This window comes from Hymenobacter properus, from assembly GCF_015694735.1.
GTDB classification, from domain to species: Bacteria; Bacteroidota; Bacteroidia; order Cytophagales; family Hymenobacteraceae; genus Hymenobacter; species Hymenobacter properus.
The window spans coordinates 913,383-929,446 of record NZ_JADQDP010000002.1 but is presented as its reverse complement, the minus strand read 5'-3'; the positions used below and the strand labels follow the sequence as shown (position 1 = coordinate 929,446).

At 61.7% G+C, this 16,064-nt stretch carries 12 protein-coding genes; 2 read left to right on the top strand and 10 right to left on the bottom strand.

Annotated elements, in window-relative coordinates; translation table 11 throughout:
• Positions 1–2: 2 nt before the first annotated feature.
• From I2I01_RS10090 to I2I01_RS10065, 6 genes are all read right to left on the bottom strand, one after another.
• On the bottom strand, positions 3–2,930 hold the full coding sequence (locus tag I2I01_RS10090; RefSeq protein ID WP_196286310.1) for a TonB-dependent receptor: 2,928 nt from the start codon (positions 2,928–2,930) through the stop codon (positions 3–5).
• A gap of 86 nt (positions 2,931–3,016) precedes the next feature.
• Positions 3,017–3,661 (bottom strand): O-methyltransferase, encoded by a 645-nt coding sequence (locus I2I01_RS10085; protein ID WP_196286309.1) that lies wholly within the window; start codon positions 3,659–3,661, stop codon positions 3,017–3,019.
• A 128-nt stretch (positions 3,662–3,789) separates the two neighbouring features.
• A complete protein-coding gene (locus I2I01_RS10080) occupies positions 3,790–4,245 on the bottom strand; it encodes a YDG/SRA domain-containing protein (protein WP_196286308.1) in 456 nt (151 codons plus the stop codon).
• A gap of 4 nt (positions 4,246–4,249) precedes the next feature.
• Positions 4,250–5,224 carry an alpha/beta fold hydrolase family protein gene (locus tag I2I01_RS10075; protein WP_196286307.1) on the bottom strand — a complete coding sequence of 325 codons (975 nt, stop codon included), beginning with the start codon at positions 5,222–5,224 and terminating at the stop codon, positions 4,250–4,252.
• 4 nt (positions 5,225–5,228) lie between these two features.
• Positions 5,229–6,467 carry a M16 family metallopeptidase gene (locus tag I2I01_RS10070; RefSeq protein WP_196286306.1) on the bottom strand — a complete coding sequence of 413 codons (1,239 nt, stop codon included), beginning with the start codon at positions 6,465–6,467 and terminating at the stop codon, positions 5,229–5,231.
• A gap of 96 nt (positions 6,468–6,563) precedes the next feature.
• The gene (locus I2I01_RS10065; RefSeq protein WP_196286305.1) at positions 6,564–7,571 is read right to left on the bottom strand and encodes a glycosyltransferase family 9 protein; all 1,008 of its coding nucleotides are present in this window, start codon (positions 7,569–7,571) and stop codon (positions 6,564–6,566) included.
• 188 nt (positions 7,572–7,759) lie between these two features.
• On the opposite strand from I2I01_RS10065, the gene I2I01_RS10060 reads away from it, so the two are divergent.
• Positions 7,760–9,697: an SPFH domain-containing protein gene (locus tag I2I01_RS10060; protein ID WP_196286304.1), complete on the top strand. Its 1,938-nt coding sequence runs from the start codon at positions 7,760–7,762 to the stop codon at positions 9,695–9,697.
• A gap of 138 nt (positions 9,698–9,835) precedes the next feature.
• On the opposite strand, the gene I2I01_RS10055 is transcribed toward I2I01_RS10060, so the two are convergent.
• Positions 9,836–10,300, bottom strand: coding sequence for an Lrp/AsnC ligand binding domain-containing protein (locus I2I01_RS10055; RefSeq protein WP_046244611.1), 465 nt, complete (start codon positions 10,298–10,300; stop codon positions 9,836–9,838).
• A gap of 478 nt (positions 10,301–10,778) precedes the next feature.
• Positions 10,779–13,022 carry a protein-disulfide reductase DsbD family protein gene (locus I2I01_RS23410; RefSeq protein ID WP_196286303.1) on the bottom strand — a complete coding sequence of 748 codons (2,244 nt, stop codon included), beginning with the start codon at positions 13,020–13,022 and terminating at the stop codon, positions 10,779–10,781.
• 211 nt (positions 13,023–13,233) lie between these two features.
• Here I2I01_RS23410 and I2I01_RS10045 point away from each other — a divergent pair, with 211 nt between their 5' ends.
• Entirely contained in the window at positions 13,234–14,619 is a 1,386-nt protein-coding gene (locus I2I01_RS10045; RefSeq protein WP_211537896.1) for a hemolysin family protein, read from the top strand.
• 43 nt (positions 14,620–14,662) lie between these two features.
• Here I2I01_RS10045 and I2I01_RS10040 read toward each other — a convergent pair whose 3' ends face one another.
• Both I2I01_RS10040 and I2I01_RS10035 read right to left on the bottom strand, forming a co-directional pair.
• Positions 14,663–15,340 (bottom strand): TM2 domain-containing protein, encoded by a 678-nt coding sequence (locus tag I2I01_RS10040; RefSeq protein WP_196286302.1) that lies wholly within the window; start codon positions 15,338–15,340, stop codon positions 14,663–14,665.
• 173 nt (positions 15,341–15,513) lie between these two features.
• Positions 15,514–16,044 (bottom strand): gamma carbonic anhydrase family protein, encoded by a 531-nt coding sequence (locus tag I2I01_RS10035; protein ID WP_196286301.1) that lies wholly within the window; start codon positions 16,042–16,044, stop codon positions 15,514–15,516.
• Between the last annotated feature and the right edge of the window lie 20 nt (positions 16,045–16,064).

Here is a 16,064-nt window from a genome sequence, read left to right as displayed (position 1 = left end):
TCTTACTGCGGGCCGCCTCCCCCACCGCCGGGGGGCGGGCCGCCCATGCCGCCGCCCTGACCGCCACCATCGGGCCGGCCGAAGCCGCGGCCTTCCCCACGACCCTCACCCCGGCCTTGGCGTCCCCCATCCTCACCTGAACTGGGCGCTATCACGTTGCCGCTGCGAATGTTGTAGGTGAACATCAGCATGAAGTAGCGCTGCAGGATGTTGGTTTGCACGTCTTCGTAGTAGGCCTCGGTCACGTTGCGCGAGATGCTGCGGTTTTGGCCCAGCAAATCGAAGGCGTAAACCTTGATTTCGCCACGCTGGCCCGGAAACAGCTTCTTGCCGATGCTGGCGTTCCAGAGGGCGTATTGCTGGTTGTAGCCGGCCGAGAGGCCCGCGTAGGCCTGGTGCACCAGGTCGGTGGCAATGTTGATGCCGGGGCCCACAATCCAGTTCAGCCGCGCCCGCGTCACCTGCGAGAAGTAATTGGTGTTAAGCTTAGTCTGAAGGGTGTTGATGACGTAGTTCTTGCTCGACGTGGTGGAGGCCGTGAAATCAAGGTTGGCGCTGATGTTGGAGCTGAGCGTGAGGCCAGCCCCGAACGAGGGCACGCGGGCGTAGTTCAGGCCGCCGTTCACCAGGCCAGGGTTTTGGGAGAAACCGGCGTTGGCGCTCAGGTTCACGTTGGTTTTGATGGCTTTGATGGGCCGGCCGTAGCTGGCCAGCGAGCGCACGTTGTACTGCTGGCTCAGGTTGGTGGGCTGGGTGAGCTGGCCGCCGGCCGGAATGGTGACGGGCGGGGCGCCCTCCGGCGTCACGGTGGTTTCGCGGGCCGCCACAATGGTGCGGTTCGAAATCGGGTTCTGGGTGTAGGAGCCCGAGAGCAGCGCGAAGAAGTTGCTCGACACCTCGGGGTTCGACACCGAGTAGCGGATGTTCACCGAGTGCTGGAATTCCTGGCGCAGAGTGGGGTTGCCGATGGTGAGCTGCAGCGGGTTGGAGTTGTTCACCACGGCCTGCAGCTGGCTCACGCTGGGCGGGTTGGTGTTGGTGCGGTAAAACAGGCGCAGGTTTTTCTGGCGCGTGAAGCGGTAGTTCACGTTGGCGTTGGGCAGCACATTCACGAAGTGGTAGCGCCCAATGCTGGGCCGCGGATACTGCGCGTCGCTGTACAGCTCGGCGTATTGGCCGGCGAGCCCCACACCGGCCTGCAGCTTCTGCGTCACGTGCCGGAACGTGACGCCGCCCGCCTGCGTGAGGTAGTAGTTATCAAACACGTTGCTCAGCCCCTCGTTCAGCTGCCGGGTGTCGCCATTCAGCCGGTCGTAGGTGTACTTGTTGCTGTTGTTGGGCGCGTAGTTGATGTTGTAGCTGGCCTGCAGCATGTTTTGCCGCGAAAGGGCCTCTGTCAGAGCCAGATTGGCGCTGATGTTGCCACCGTGCTGCGTGAGGTCGCTCAGCTGGTTGAGGTTGTTCCGCGCCGAGCCTGTGTCCTCGGTTTGCAGCGTGGTGGTGGAGGTGCGCTGGTTGTAAGCGCCCCCAATGCTGAGGCTGGCCGTGCGGCCCGCCTTGGCAAAGCGGTGGCGAAACAGGAGGTCGCCGCCGGTGTTCATGCCGCTGTTTTCGCCGGTGTAGGTGCTGTTGAGGCGGCTCTGCTCGATGCCCCGGCGGCTGGTGATGCCGTTGAGCACGCTGTTCGAGTTGTTCATTTGCGAGCTGAACCGGGGCCGAAACAGGATGGAGTTGGCCGAGTCTATTTTGTGCTCCAGCCGCAGGTTGAAGCGGTGGTTGGTGTTCTGGCTGCGGGCGTTGGCGGCCTGGTTGTAGCGCGTGCTGGCCGTATCCACGTAGTAACGCTGGGTGCTGCTGGTCAGGGCGTTGTTGGCGTGGTTGAAGAAGTAGCTGGCCGAGAGGTCGGTCTTCTTGTTCCAGGAGTTGGAGTAGTTCAGGCCCGCCGCGTTGGTGGTGGTGATACCGCCGCTCTGGTTCACCAGGAAGTCGCCGGCGTTGCCGCCGTTGCCGGGGCCGCGCCCGCCCCCACCCCCACGGCCCCCGCCGCCGGTGTTGGAGTTGCCCACCACGCCCAGCAGGTCTTCGGTGCCGAAGTTCTGCTCGTTCACGTTGTTGCTTTGGGCCAGCACGGCCACCCGCTGGTTACCGTTGAACTTGTTGATGTTGCCGCTAGCCCGGTAATGGTCGGGGCCAGCGCCGCCCAGCACGCGCCCAAAGGTGCCGTTCCGAAATTCAATCTTCGTAACGATGTTGATGGTCTTAGTTGTGTTGCCATCGTCGAAGCCCGAAAAGCGGCTCTGCTCGCTGCGCTGGTCAAACACTTCTACCTTGTCCACCATTTCGGCGGGCAGGTTTTTCAGCACCGCGTCGGGGTCGGTGCCGAAGAAGGGCTTGCCGTCCACCAACACCTGCTGCACGTTTTCGCCCTGGGCCTGAATCTTGCCGTCGGCCCCGCGGGCCACGCCGGGCATCTTCTCGATGAGGTCGCCGGTGCTGGCGTCGGGGTTGGTTTTGAAAGCGCGGGCGTTGTACTGCGTGGTGTCGCCCTTCTGCACGCTCTGCGCCGCCTGGCCCGTTACCACCACGCCTTTCAGCTGAATGCCGCCCGTTTGCAAGGCCAGCGTGCCCAGCTGCACCGGCGTGCCGCTCACCGTCACGGCCTGGCTCAGCTTGGCATAGCCCACAAAGGAAGCATCGAGCACGTAGCGCCCGGCCGTCACGTTGTCGAACTGAAACTTGCCCTCGGTGTCGACGGCCGTGCCGCGCTTCACCGAGTCGGGCAGGTGAATGAGCAGCACGTTGGCCCCAATAAGCGGCGACTGGTCTTTGCCGTCGGTTACGCGGCCGCTCACCGTAGTGGGCGCAGGCGCCTGCGCCCGGGCCGCACCTATGCTCAGCAGCAATAAAACAAATAAGGTAAAGTGCCGCATGCGAAGGAATTGAGCGCTGGAGGTTTGTCTTGACGGGATTAGCCCGGCGAAGGTTGGCGGAGCGAGAACAATCGATTGTGTAGCTACTACTTTTTGCGCAGCAGCAGCAGCCCGTCGCGCAGGGGCAGAAAAACCGGCTCCACACGCGCATCCCGGGCCATTTTGTCGTTGAAGGCGCGCACCAGCGGCGTGTCCTTGTCGCCCGTTTTCACGGCGTGGTCGGGCAGCACCTTGCCGCTCCACAGCACGTTGTCTACGACGAGCAAGCCGCCCGGCCGCACCTGTTCAATGACGGCTTCAAAGTACGCGTCGTTGTTTCGCTTGTCGGCGTCAATAAAGACCAAGTCCCACACTTCATCGACCAAGCCCGGCAAAACATCGAGCGCCGCACCAATGTGCAGCTGCACCCGCTCCGTGAGCCCGGCCGCCGCCACGTAGCGCCGGATGCGACTTTCTTTTTCCGGGTCGATTTCGATGGTATGAATCAACCCGTTATTAGCCAGCCCTTCGCCCAGGCACAGCGTGGCGTAGCCGCAAAACGTGCCGATTTCGAGCACACGCCGCGGCCGCATCAGGTGGCTGAGCAGGCTCAGGAAACGGCCCTGCACGTGGCCGCTGCTCATGCGCGGCATCAGGGTTTGCAGGTGGGTTTCGCGGGTAAGCTGGGCCAGCAGCGGCGGCTCGGGCGCGGTGTGTAGGGCGGCGTAAAGGTCGAGAGGGTCTTGTTGCATGAGATTAAACGGCGTGGAGACGCAACCCTTTGCGTTTCGTCGTTGAACAATGACGCGATAACGACGCCTGAACGAACCCAGATGGCGCGGGTTGGAACGTTCAACGACGAGACGCAAAGGTTGTGTCTCTACGCGCCAACTAAAGGCCGTAGCCGGAATACGTAGACCAGAAAGCCCGATTTTCCCGGCGCGTAGGTTGAGCCCACTACCTGATATAATCCTTCGTAGCGGTACACTTCCAACTCGCCATCGTCAGCCGGCACCTTGCGTAGCACGCGCACCGGCAGGCCGGTTTCCACGCTGCGCAGCAAGGCCAGAATGCCGGTGGTGGCTACTTGGTCGGTGATTTGGCGACCGGTTTTGGGGTCGCGTCCCCCATTGCCGGAGTACTGGATTTCTTCTTCCTCGAAATTGTCCTCCTCATATTGCCCGGCCAGCACGATGCTCTCGGCCCCCAGGACAGGGGTGCCGCACACGCCGGCCCGGCGCGGTCGGTGCACGCCGCTTAGCGATAGGTCGATGCGGTTGCGAAAGGTGTCGCCGGGCCGGTAGGTGCCGGGGTGGCCGAAGGTGGGAACAGGCATAAGCTTAACGGCTCAGACAAGTTTGCAGCCATTGTACGCACTCGGGCGCATCCACTATCGACCAGGAATGAGGAAACTGCCGGCCCTTTAATTTCCCTTTGCCGGTGGTTTCGATATACTCGGCGCGGGTGTTGCCTTGGCGTTGCAGGCAATCCACCAATTGCCGGAGCGTTACCGCATTGAGGTCTTCGAGCTGCATGGTGGCGCACAAGTGCCACCGCCAGTAGGCCATATCCGGCTCGCAGTACACCCGCACGGGCGTGGCCGCCAGCTGGGACAGGTTGCCGCCGGTCGGACTGGTGTTGATAAAAGCCGAGTATTGCTGGTACACGGCCGGAACTTGCTCCGGCGAGCCGCCGAAGGCATCCCCCAGCGTTTTAAGCGTGGATTGACCTCCACGCACGAGCAAGGCGCTGCAGTTCCGGTCGATGTCACGTTGGCCCCGCTGCCATAGGTTGGCCAAATCGGCGGGCGGGTCCACCCCAAACACGGCCTTCACCCGCCAGGTTTGCCGGACGCTGTCCCGTACCAATTGCTCTGCGTACGCCAGAGCCAGTTGTCCGCCGGCCGAGAAGCCGCCGAGGCACAAGTTGCGGCCCGCAGTGGGGTATTGCTGCGCTACCCGGTTCAGCACCTGCCCCAGCAGGCGAGTCCCGGCCGAATCCAGGTACAAACGGTTGTTCAGCGTGGGCACCGCCACCACGAAGCCCGAGCGGGCGGCCTCCTGCGCCAGTGCCGTTTCCTTGAACACCCCTTCGGCCGGGCAGGCGAGGCCCGGCAGCAACAGCAAGACGCCGCGCGGCGGGCCCGCCGGGGCCATTAAATAATAGGCGAGTTCCCCGGCGTGCTTGCCGTTACGGTAGATGTCGACGGGGTCGTTGGACTGCACGCGCTGCCGCTGCACCGGCTGCGCCATCGCGGCTGAAGCCAGCGATAGAAGCGTGAACAGCCAAACCAGTACGCCGCTCGTTCTCCGCATCGCGCTACTTCCCTTCCGGCACGTATTGCAGCACGCTCAGGTGGTCCTCGGTCAGCACCTCATTGGCCATGTCCTGCAGCTCGGCAGCCGAAACACGCTCGATTTTCTCGAAAATTTCGCTCAGCGGCTCCACGCGGCCCAGGTCGAGGGTGCTTTTTCCCAACAGCTGCATCAGGCCGCTGTTGCTTTCCTCGCTCATGGCCAACTGGCCCATGAGCTGGTGCTTGGCAATGTGCAGCTGGTTGGTGGTGAGTGGCTTTTCGCGCAGCAGCTTCAGCTCCTTCTGCACCAGGCCCAGCGTGCGGTTCAGCTGCTTGCCCTCGGTGCCGAAATAGATGCCGAACAGGCCGGTATCGGTGTAGGGCGAGTAGGTACTGTCGATGGTGTATACGAGGCCATACTTCTCGCGCACGGCCAGGTTGAGCCGCGAGTTCATGCCCGGCCCGCCCAGGATGTTGTTCAGCATGAAGAACGGGATGCGGCGCGGGTCAGTCAGGGCGTAGGCCGGGCCGCCCACCAGGCAATGCGCCTGCGAGATGGGCCGCTTCTCTACCTGCGTTTTGCGCGTGTAGTCGCCCACCGGGCGGCGCACCCGCGGCCCCCGTTTTGCCGGCAGCGGCGCCAGAAACTTATCGGCCAGCTTCTTCACCGCCTCAAACGGCAGGTTGCTCACCGAGCTGAACACCAGCCGGTCGGTGCGCATCTGCTCCTGCAGGAAGGCGTGGAAGTCGGCCGTCTGGAAGCGGCTCACGCTCTCGCGCGTGCCCAGAATGTTGACGCCCAGCGGGTGGTCGCCGAAAACGACGGTGTCGAAATCGTCTACGATGGCGTCCTCGGGCGCGTCCTGGTACATGCTCATTTCCTCCAGAATCACGCCCCGCTCCTTCTCCACCTCGCGGCCCGGAAACACGGAGTTGAACGTGAGGTCGGTCAGCAGCTCAAACGCCCGCTCAAAGTGAGTGCTGAGCAGCGCGGCGTAGAAGCAGATTTTCTCCTTGGTGGTGTAGGCATTCAGCTCGCCGCCCACGGTTTCGAGGCGGTTGAGGATGTGGAAGCTCTTGCGCTTCTCGGTGCCCTTGAAAGCCATGTGCTCCCAGAAGTGGGCCAGCCCTTGCTGGTGCGGCGCCTCATCGCGCGAGCCAATATCGAGCAGGAACCCGCAATGCGCTATTTTAGTGTGCGGTACCTGCTTGTGTAAGAGGCGGATACCATTGGGATATTCGTGAATGTGATAATCGAGCATAAGAAAACAAAGGTACGGGCAGCCGTAGGTTGTCAGTTGCTCGTTGTCCGTTGTTAGTCACGGAATACCTGGCAACGAACAACGAGCAACTGACAACTATAAAACCGGCAACGTGGCCAGGAGTTGCTCCACCTCAATGGTGTGCGCGCAGCGAAAGTGCCCCAGCGGGCAGGCGCCGTGCCCGTGCAGCCCACAGGGCTTGCAGGCCAGCGGCTCCCGGGTTTCGACCACGAACGACGCGGGCGCCAGCGGCCCAAACCCGAATGCCGGCACAGTGCTGCAGAAAATGGCCGTGACCGGTGCTCCCACCGCCGAGCACAGGTGCATGGGCGCTGAGTCGTTCACGTAGTTCATCACCGCCCCGCGCATGAGGGCCGCCGAAGCCAGCAGGCCAATTTTGCCCGCAATGCTTACCACGTTTTCGCGCCCGCTCGCGGCAGCCAGGCGCTCGCAAGCGGCCACGTCGGGCGGCCCGCCCAGCAGGTACACGCGCAGGCCAGCGGGCAGGGTCGCGAGCAGCTCCAGCCACTTGCTTTCCGGGTATTGCTTGGTGAACCAGACCGACGTGGGGGCCATACAGATGTACGGCCCGGCTGCCGCGTAGCCAGCCACCGCCGCTTCATCAGCCGCCGTGGGATACAGGCGCGGCGGCACCAGCGGCGTGGGCACGGCGTCGGTCAGCAGGCGCAGGTTGCGCGTCACCTCGTGGGTGCCGTCGCCGATGTGGTGCGGCACGCGGCGCGTGAAAAACCGGCTGAGCGGGTTTTTGGCGAAGCCGATGCGCTCCTTCGCTTTCGAAAAGGCAGTGAGGAAACCCGTGCTGGCAAAACGCTGCAGCGTGACTACGCGGCCGTACTGTGCGGCCCGAATCTGGCGCAGCAGGTCCCACAGGGCGGCGTACTTACGGTGCTTTTTGTCCCAAATCAGCACTTGGCGCACGTGCGGGTGGCCGGCCAGCAGGCCCTCGTTGCCGCGCCGCACCAGCACGTCGACGGGCGTGGCGGGCTCGGTGTGGTGCAGGTATTCGAGTAGCGCCGTCATCAGGATTACGTCGCCGATGAAAGCGGTTTGAATGAGCAGCGTGGCGGGCGGAGGGTTCGACATGGGCAGGCACAAAAATAGGGCAGTCCGGCCACGCTGGTTTTGTGGTGTTGCACTGTTCAGCCTGGCGCTTACCTTTCCGCCTGGCTTTCCGCTGGCAGTGGCTTGCCTTCTTGTAATGCCTGTCAATCAACGCCGATAAATTCCACGCTTTCGCTTTAACGCTTCACCCTTTTTCTTTTCTGCTTTCTATGCTTCTAGTTATTACCGTTTCATTGGCTTACACGCTGCTGGGCATACTAGTAGGCCTGCTGCTGATAATGCTCCTGGCCAAATCGTTGCTCGGCATCGTCGTCATCGGCGAGATGCAGGTGGGCGTGGTGGCCAAGAAATTTTCCAGCCGCAACCTGGCGGCCGGGCGCCTCATCGCCCTCGAAGGCGAGGCCGGCTACCAGGCCGACACGCTGGCGCCGGGCTGGCACTTCTTCCTCTGGCCCTGGCAGTACGCCATCACCAAAGAGCCGGTGGTCATCGTGCCGCAGGGCGAAATTGGCCTGGTGGTGGCCAACGGTGGCGAGCCCATCCCACCCAGCCACATCCTTGCCCGCGAAATCGACTGCGACAACTTTCAGGACGCCCGCGCCTTCCTAACCAAAGGCGGTGAAAAGGGCCGCCAGGTGGGCATGCTCACGGCCGGTACCTACCGCATCAACACGGCTCTGTTCAGCATCATCACCCAGCGCAACGCCGCCACCATGGGCATGCGCCCCGAGGAGCTGTTCATCTACCGCGTGGCGCCCGACGCGGTGGGCATCGTCACCACCCTCGACGGCATTCCCATCGCGCCCGGCGAAATCGCGGGCCCCGTGGTGCCCAACCACAACAACTTCCAGGACGCTCAGGCCTTCCTCGACGCCGGGGGCAGCCGTGGCTTGCAGGAGCAGGTGCTGCTGTCGGGCTCCTGGAACCTGAACCCCTGGTTTTGCCGCGTGCAGCAGGTGGCCATGACCGAAATCCCCATCGGCCATGTGGGCGTGGTTATTTCCTTCGTGGGCAAGCCCGCCGTGGACGTAAGCGGGGCCGACTTTACCCATGGCAACCTCGTGGAAGTGGGCCACAAGGGCATCTGGGCCACGCCGCTCTACCCCGGCCGCCAGCCGCTCAACACCGAAATTATGAAGGTGGAGCTGGTGCCTACCACCAACATTGTGCTCAACTGGGCCAACCGCACCGAGGCCCACGGCTACGATTCCTCGCTGAGCAGCATCACCGTGCGCTCGCGCGACGGCTTCTCCTTCAACCTCGACGTGTCGCAGATTATCCACGTGGCGGCGCTGGATGCGCCCCGCGTCATCTCGCGGGTGGGCTCGATGCAGAACCTCGTCAACAACGTGCTGGAGCCCATCGTGGGGAACTACTTCCGCAATTCCAGCCAGGAATACACCGTACTCGACTACCTCACCAACCGCGCCGAGCGGCAGCACGACGCGGCCACCTTCATCCGCAACGCCTTGGCCGCCTACAACGTGCAGGCCGTCGATACGCTCATCGGCGACATCGTGCCCCCGCAGCAGCTCATGACCACCCAAACCGACCGGAAGCTGGCCGAGGAGCAACGCAAAACCTACGAGGTGCAACAGGTGGCCCAAACCCAGCGTCAGGCCCTAGTGCGCGAAACCAGCATCGCCGACATTCAAAACTCCCTGGTGCAAAGCGAACAGGGTGTTAACATTGCCGAGCTCAACGCCAATGCCCAGGTAAAAAAGGTGCGCGGCGAAGCCGAGGCCGCCAAGCTCCGTGCCGGCGGCGAGGCCGAAGCCATTCGCCTGCGCGCCATCGCCGATGCCGAAGCCACCCGCCTGCGCGGCGCCGGCGAGGCCGAAGCCATCCGCGCCATCGGCAACGCCAAGGCCGAAGCCTACCGCGTGGGCGTGGAGGCACTGGGCACCCGTGAGTTCACCGGCCTGCAACTGATGCAGATTATCGGCGACCGGCAGGTGAAAATTGTGCCCGAGGTGCAAGCCAACGGCGGCGGTGCCGGCGCAGGCGGCGGGCTGGTCGAGGCGTTGATTGGCTTATTGGCCCAGCAGCAAATGGGGCAGTTGAACGCCCCGACCCCGGCTGCCCCCACTACTTCACCGGTCGCGCCTGAAGCTCCTTCGGCTTCTTCCGAGCCGAAGGGAGAATAAACAAAAAATAGAACGTCCTGCTGAGCGCAGCCGAAGCATCTCTACCGCAGCAGTAAATGAATTACGTTGCGCGGTAGAGATGCTTCGGCTGCGCTCAGCAGGACGTTCTTATACATTGACCGTCAGCCGGTCATCGAATTAAGTCAGCTGCGTGGGGCGGTTTACTACCTCCTCCAGCGAAATCAGCGTTTCGGTGCGCTCGATGCCGTCGATGGGCTGAATCCGGTCGTGAAGGACGTCGCGCAGGTGCTGCGTGTCGCGGCACACGAGGCGGGCAAATACGCCGTAGGCACCGGTGGTGAAATGAATGCTTACCACCTCCGGAATGTCGCGCAGCTGGTTGACCACGCTGGTGTACACCGAGCTCTTGAGCAGGTAGATGCCGAGGAAGGCGCTCACGCCGTAGCCCAGCTTCTGGTAATCGATGCGCAGGGTGGCGCCTTGCACAATGCCGATTTCTTCGAGCCGGGCCATGCGCACGTGCACCGTGCCACCCGAAACGTTGACTTTTCGGGCGATTTCCGTGTACGGCATTTTGGCATCCTGAATCAGCAGGTTCAGAATGTTGCGGTCGGTGTCATCAAGTTCGTAATTTCTAGCCATTTTTTGCAGGAGTGTTTGGAATGCTTTACAAAATTAAGGCGGCAATATTATTTTTATTGTAAATTTTTACTTGAACAACAAAAATATTTGCATCACCTTAGTTCGCCTCTTACATTTGTTGCAATCCAAGGCAGAAGGCCACGGCATAAGAGTCGCAAAAGAATAAGTTCGCAAAGAAACGGAGGATATCCGGCCTAATTGCAAGCTTTCGGCCTCAAAGAGGGCCAGTTATTTTCGCGATTGCCGTGGTCGGATACGGAGGAGAAGAGGGGAAAACGAGGCAGCGCATCTGGGTGGGTGCGCGCCTCACACATGTAAGAGGCGACCTCTGGGTGGGGGTCGCCTCTTCGTGTATTAAAACGTTTGCGGAAACAAGGGATGCCTACGAAACAGGCATTCTTGCAAAAAAGCCCGTCATGCTTTGAGTTCGCTCAGCATGACGGGCTTTTTCATAACGTTTTCAGCAGCAACTATTCCGCTACCTAGCAGCTACGGGGCTGCGCTGGCTCTGGTATTGCTTCACCCCAGCCTCTAGGTAGGCGCTGAATTTGGCTACGTCGGGCTCGTAGGCGATGGGCGCTACCAAGGGCTTGTTGGTTGGGTCGTCGGGGTTGAGCAACACGTAATAGGGCTGGGCGTTGGCGTTGAACTTGCTGATTTGGAAGTCCAGGTTTTGCTCGCCGATGCTGGTTTTCTGGCGGTTGTCGCGCGGCGAGGTATACCACTCGGAGGCCGGCAGCGTGGTTTTATCATCAGCATACAGGGCCACTACCACGTACTTTTCGCGTAGCTGGCGCAGTACTTCTTCGTGCGACCACACATCGGCCTCCATGCGGCGGCAGTTGCCGCAGTTGTGGCCCGTGAAATCGACAAAAATGGGCTTGCCCTGCTCCTTGGCGCACTTAATGGCCTCCTGCAAAGTGAAATAGCCATTCAGCCCCAAGGGCAATTCCAGAATATCATCGTAGCGGGCCGGGGCACAGTTGCTGCTGGCTACGGCGGGTGTGGCCGGCACGGCCGTCCCGGCCGTGGCCAGGTTGAAATCGTGGCGCGTGGGCGGCGGCACAATGGCCGAGAGCGTGGGCAGCGGCGCCCCAAACAGGCCCGGCACCAGGTACACGGCAAACATGAAGGCAATCATCGACAATACGAGCCGCGGCACGCTCACATGCACCGTTTCGCTGTCGTGCGGCAGCTTGATTTTGCCCAGCAGGTAAAAGCCCAGCACGGCCGCCAGCACTATCCAGATGGTGAGGAACAGCGGACGCGGCACCAGCCCCCAGTGGTAGGACAAGTCGGCCGAGCTCAGGAATTTAAACGCCATACCCAGCTCCACGAAGCCCAGCACCACCTTTAGCACGTTCAGCCAGCCGCCCGAGCGGGGCAAGGACTTAAGCCAGGTGGGAAACAGGGCGAAGACGATGAACGGCAGCGCAAAGGCCAGCGAAAATGCCAGCATGCCCAGCGTGGGCCGCAGCAGCTCACCTTTGGAAGCTGCAATGGCCACGGCGCCCACAATGGGCACGGTGCACGAAAACGACACCAGCACCAAGGTAGCCGCCATGAAGAACAGCCCGGTCCAGCCGCCCTTGTCGGCTTGGGCGTCTACTTTATTCACCAAGCTGCTCGGGGCCTGAATCTCGAACAAGCCCAGAAACGACAAGCCGAACAAGATGAAAATCACGAAGGAAAGCAGGTTGGGCAGCCAGTGCGAGCTGATAACATTAGCAGCATCGGCCCCAAACAGCAGGCTGAGCACCACCCCCACGGAAGTGTAAATAGCAATAATGGATAGCCCATAAACGCAGGCCATGAGGATGCTGCGCCCGCGGGTGCCGCCCATGTTAGTGAAGTACGACACCGTCATGGGGAGCATGGGGTACACGCAGGGCATAATCACGGCTACCAGTCCGGCGCCGAAAGCCAGCAGCAGGTACTGCCACAGCCCCAGGCCAGCGCCGCCCGCTTGGTCGGCCGGGCTGGCGGCCGCGGCAGTAGCGGCGGGTGCGGCAGCATCGGGGGCTACCGTTTCGGCCGGGGCGGCGGCCAGGGGCTGCCCGGTCGTGGCCTCCGCTGCCGGGGCTTGGGCTACGGCAGGCGTGTCTATTGCTGCGTGAGTGGCGGCAGCAGTGGCCGGCGCAGCAGTGGCAGCGGGTGTGGCAGCGGCCACGCCTTTGGCTGGGTCGGTAGTGGCGGCAGGCGGCGCGACGGCGCCGGTGGCTTTTGCCGGAGCCGCGCCGCCCGTCACGGTGAGGGGGCCAAAGGTGAGCGGGTCGTTGCCGGGCACGCAGCGGCCGTCGACGGTGGTGCAGCTTTGGTAGTCGGCGGTGCCGGTGATGGTGAGCGGGCCGGCTTGCAGCACTTTAATGCGTTGGCGCAACTGCCCGGTTTTTTCCCAGAACGCCACCTCGCCCTTGAATACCTCGTCCTGCTCGTGGTGCGACTTTACGGATTGCAGCTTCCCCACCAGCGCGTAGGCCGGGCTGGGCTTGAAGGCCATGGTGAACACCACGGGCCCCACTTCGTCGCTGAAATCGGAAGCGTAGAGGTGCCACTTGTCGTCGATGCGGGCGTTGATGATGAGCTCCACTTCGTCGCCTACCTTGGCGGTGGGCTGGCTCAGGGCCGTGCTTAAGTGCGTGGGCGTGAGGATTTGGGCCGCGGCCGATGTGGCCAGCCCCAACCAGAGCAAAAAGAATTTAAGTATCCCGGACGTATTCATTAGCTGACATAACCCCGTGAGTTGGGGCAAAGTGGGGTAATAACCAAAAAAGGGCGGCCCTCGTTGCAGCCGGAGCATCCAAGAGGGGGCGGAACGGCTAAAAAGCATAACCGCTGGCCCGCTTCCGGCCCCACAAAATAAGGTCGGGCTGATGACAATCGGGCGGCGCAAAAGTTCATCGGGCCAACTACCTGCGCCAAACTCCGTACTTTTGAAGCATAAAGGCCCCCAGACCGACCGCGTCGCGGGGGCCGCTACCATGGGTTTAAAAATACTTATCACCGTTTTACTGGTTCTGGTAAACGGCTTTTTTGTGGCGGCTGAATTTGCCCTGGTGAAGGTGCGAGCGTCCCAAATCGATTTGAAAGCGCAAGAGGGCAACCGGCTGGCCAGCCTCACGCAAAGCATGTTGCGCAACCTCGACGCCTACCTGTCGGCCACGCAGCTGGGCATCACACTGGCCTCGCTGGCGCTGGGCTGGATTGGGGAAAGCGTGGTGGCCGACATCGTGCTGACCACCATCGAAAAGCTGGGCTTCACGCTGGCACCGGCCGCGGCCCACGGTTTCGCCCTCGTGGCGGTGTCATTCACCATCATCACCACGCTGCACATCGTCATCGGCGAGCAGGCGCCCAAGGTACTGGCCATTCAAAAATCGGAAGCCACCACGCTGGCCATCGCGGCGCCGCTGCGGGTGTTTTACGTGGTGACGTACCCGGCCATCTGGCTGCTAAACAGGCTATCGAACGGCTTGCTGGGCTTGTTTGGGGTGAAATCGACGCACGGGCACGACGTGCACACGGCCGAGGAGCTGCGCTTTTTGATTGACCAGGGCAAGGAAACCGGCGAAATCCAGGATTCTGAGCACGAGCTGATTGAGAACGTGTTCGAATTCAACGACCGCATGGTGAAGCAAATCATGGTGCCCCGCACCAAGCTCTCGGCCCTCGACGTGAACGCCCCGGCGGATAAAATTCTGGACACGGTGTTTGCCGAAGGCTTCTCGCGCATGCCCGTGTACGAAGGCAACATCGACAACATCGTGGGCGTGCTCAACGTGAAAGACCTGCTGCCCATCATCCGCCGCGGCGAACCCGTGGAGCTGGCCCGCATCATGCGCCCGCCCTACTTCGTGCCCGAAACCAAGAAAATCAACCGCCTGCTCCGCCAGTTCCAGCGCAAACACATTGTGATGGCCATTGTAAGCGACGAGTTCGGCGGCGTGTCGGGCATTGTCACCATCGAGGACATCATGGAGGAGCTGGTGGGCGAAATCCAGGACGAGTACGACAACGAGGTGCCCGTGGTGGAGAAAGTAGCCGAAGACGAATACCGCGTGAACCCCGCCACGCCCATTCCCGACGCCAACGAGTACCTCCCCTACCCCTTGCCCGAAGGCGAAGACTACGAAACCGTGGGCGGCCTGCTCAACGTCATCTACGGCAGCATCCCGGAAGTGGGCGACGTGGCTGTGCTCGACCCCTACGAGTTCCGCGTGCTGCAACGCTCGCGCCGCGCCGTGGAGCTGGTGCAATTGCGCGTGACCACGCCCACCGAGCGCGAAGCCCCGCGCGGCGAGCTCGACGACGAGTTGTAGGCTACTTCAATACAGACCTAGCGCATTGGCTTTTATTGGCTGACTACCTTTCATAGTCACCGTCCTTAGGCAAGAGGTCGTTGGCGATAATGCGAACGATGTCGGAGCCCAGCCAGATTTCGATTGCTATGGTGAGCAGCAGGGTAACGGTGAAGAACCCCGATACCGAAGCCGTAGCGGCCAGCAGGCTTATCAAACTCAACAAAAAGAAAAACGCCGCTGCGGCTGTTAAACCCAGATAGGCAGCCCCTTGGGCATAATACCCGAGGTAGAAACGGTGTGCGCCGAATGGGCCGAGAAAAACCGCCAGTAGCAAGGCAACGGCTTTGCTGCGGTGTCGGCCGGGTCCGGGCTGAGCAGCGTTTTTCTGGAGATGCTTCGCGGGTTGATAATGGGTCTGCGCCGTTGGGCGCCGCTGCCCGCGGGCCGTTGCGGGCCGGGCTGCTCTTACTACGCCAACCCGCCGCTGGGCAGCTGCAACAACTGGTTTACGGTGCCATAAAATCCGTTTCAGACGAAACAGGTCCTTCCCTGCAGCTTCAGGGGGGCGCGACAGAGCCGTAAGTTCAGGGGCAACATCTGCGCCGGGCAGCGCAACAGGGGCCGCTGGCGCAGCAGGCACCGGCTGAAAAGAATAAGACGCCCGCTGGCATCCCGGTAGTAGCGCTACAACCAGCGCTAACAGCGCCACGATGGGCAAAACACGATAACGCGGGCGCATAAGAAAGACATGTAGCGGTTAGAGAAAACGAATGACTCCATGCTACGCTCCTCATCCAAATCAATATTTCATTTTAAAGGACTTCCCTTTGAGTAACATTTTGGTGAAGGCACGGCTGCAATTATTTGATATTTAATAATAAACCTCACGTAAACACTTGCAAATTTCGGACTTTACTGAACTTCACCCGCCGGCTCGAACCAGCTGGCGTACGTCTGGTAATTAGCGGCCGTACGCTTCAACCCTTCGCGCTGGGCTTCCGTCACGGGCTTGATTTTGCGGGCCGGAACGCCGGCGTAGAGAAAGCCGGGCTCGCACACAAAATTTTCCAGCACCACGGCCCCGGCCGCGATGATGCAGCCCGTGCCCACTACGGCGTGGTCCATCACGATAGCGCCCATGCCAATAAGCACCTCGTCCTCGACGGTGCAGCCGTGCACCAGCGCCCGGTGCCCGATGCTGACGCGGCTGCCGATGCGGAGCGGTGCTTTTTGGTAGGTGCAGTGCAGCACCGCGCCATCCTGAATGTTGGTTTCGTCGCCAATGCGGATGCTGTGTACGTCGCCCCGAATAACAGCCGTGAACCAGACGGTGCATTTCGAGCCCAGCACCACGTCGCCGACGATGGTGGCATTATCGGCTACGAAGCAGTCGGCCGGAATTTGCGGAAAAATGCCGTGAACTTGTAATACGAGAGCGGGCATGGCGATACAGTAATTGGTTC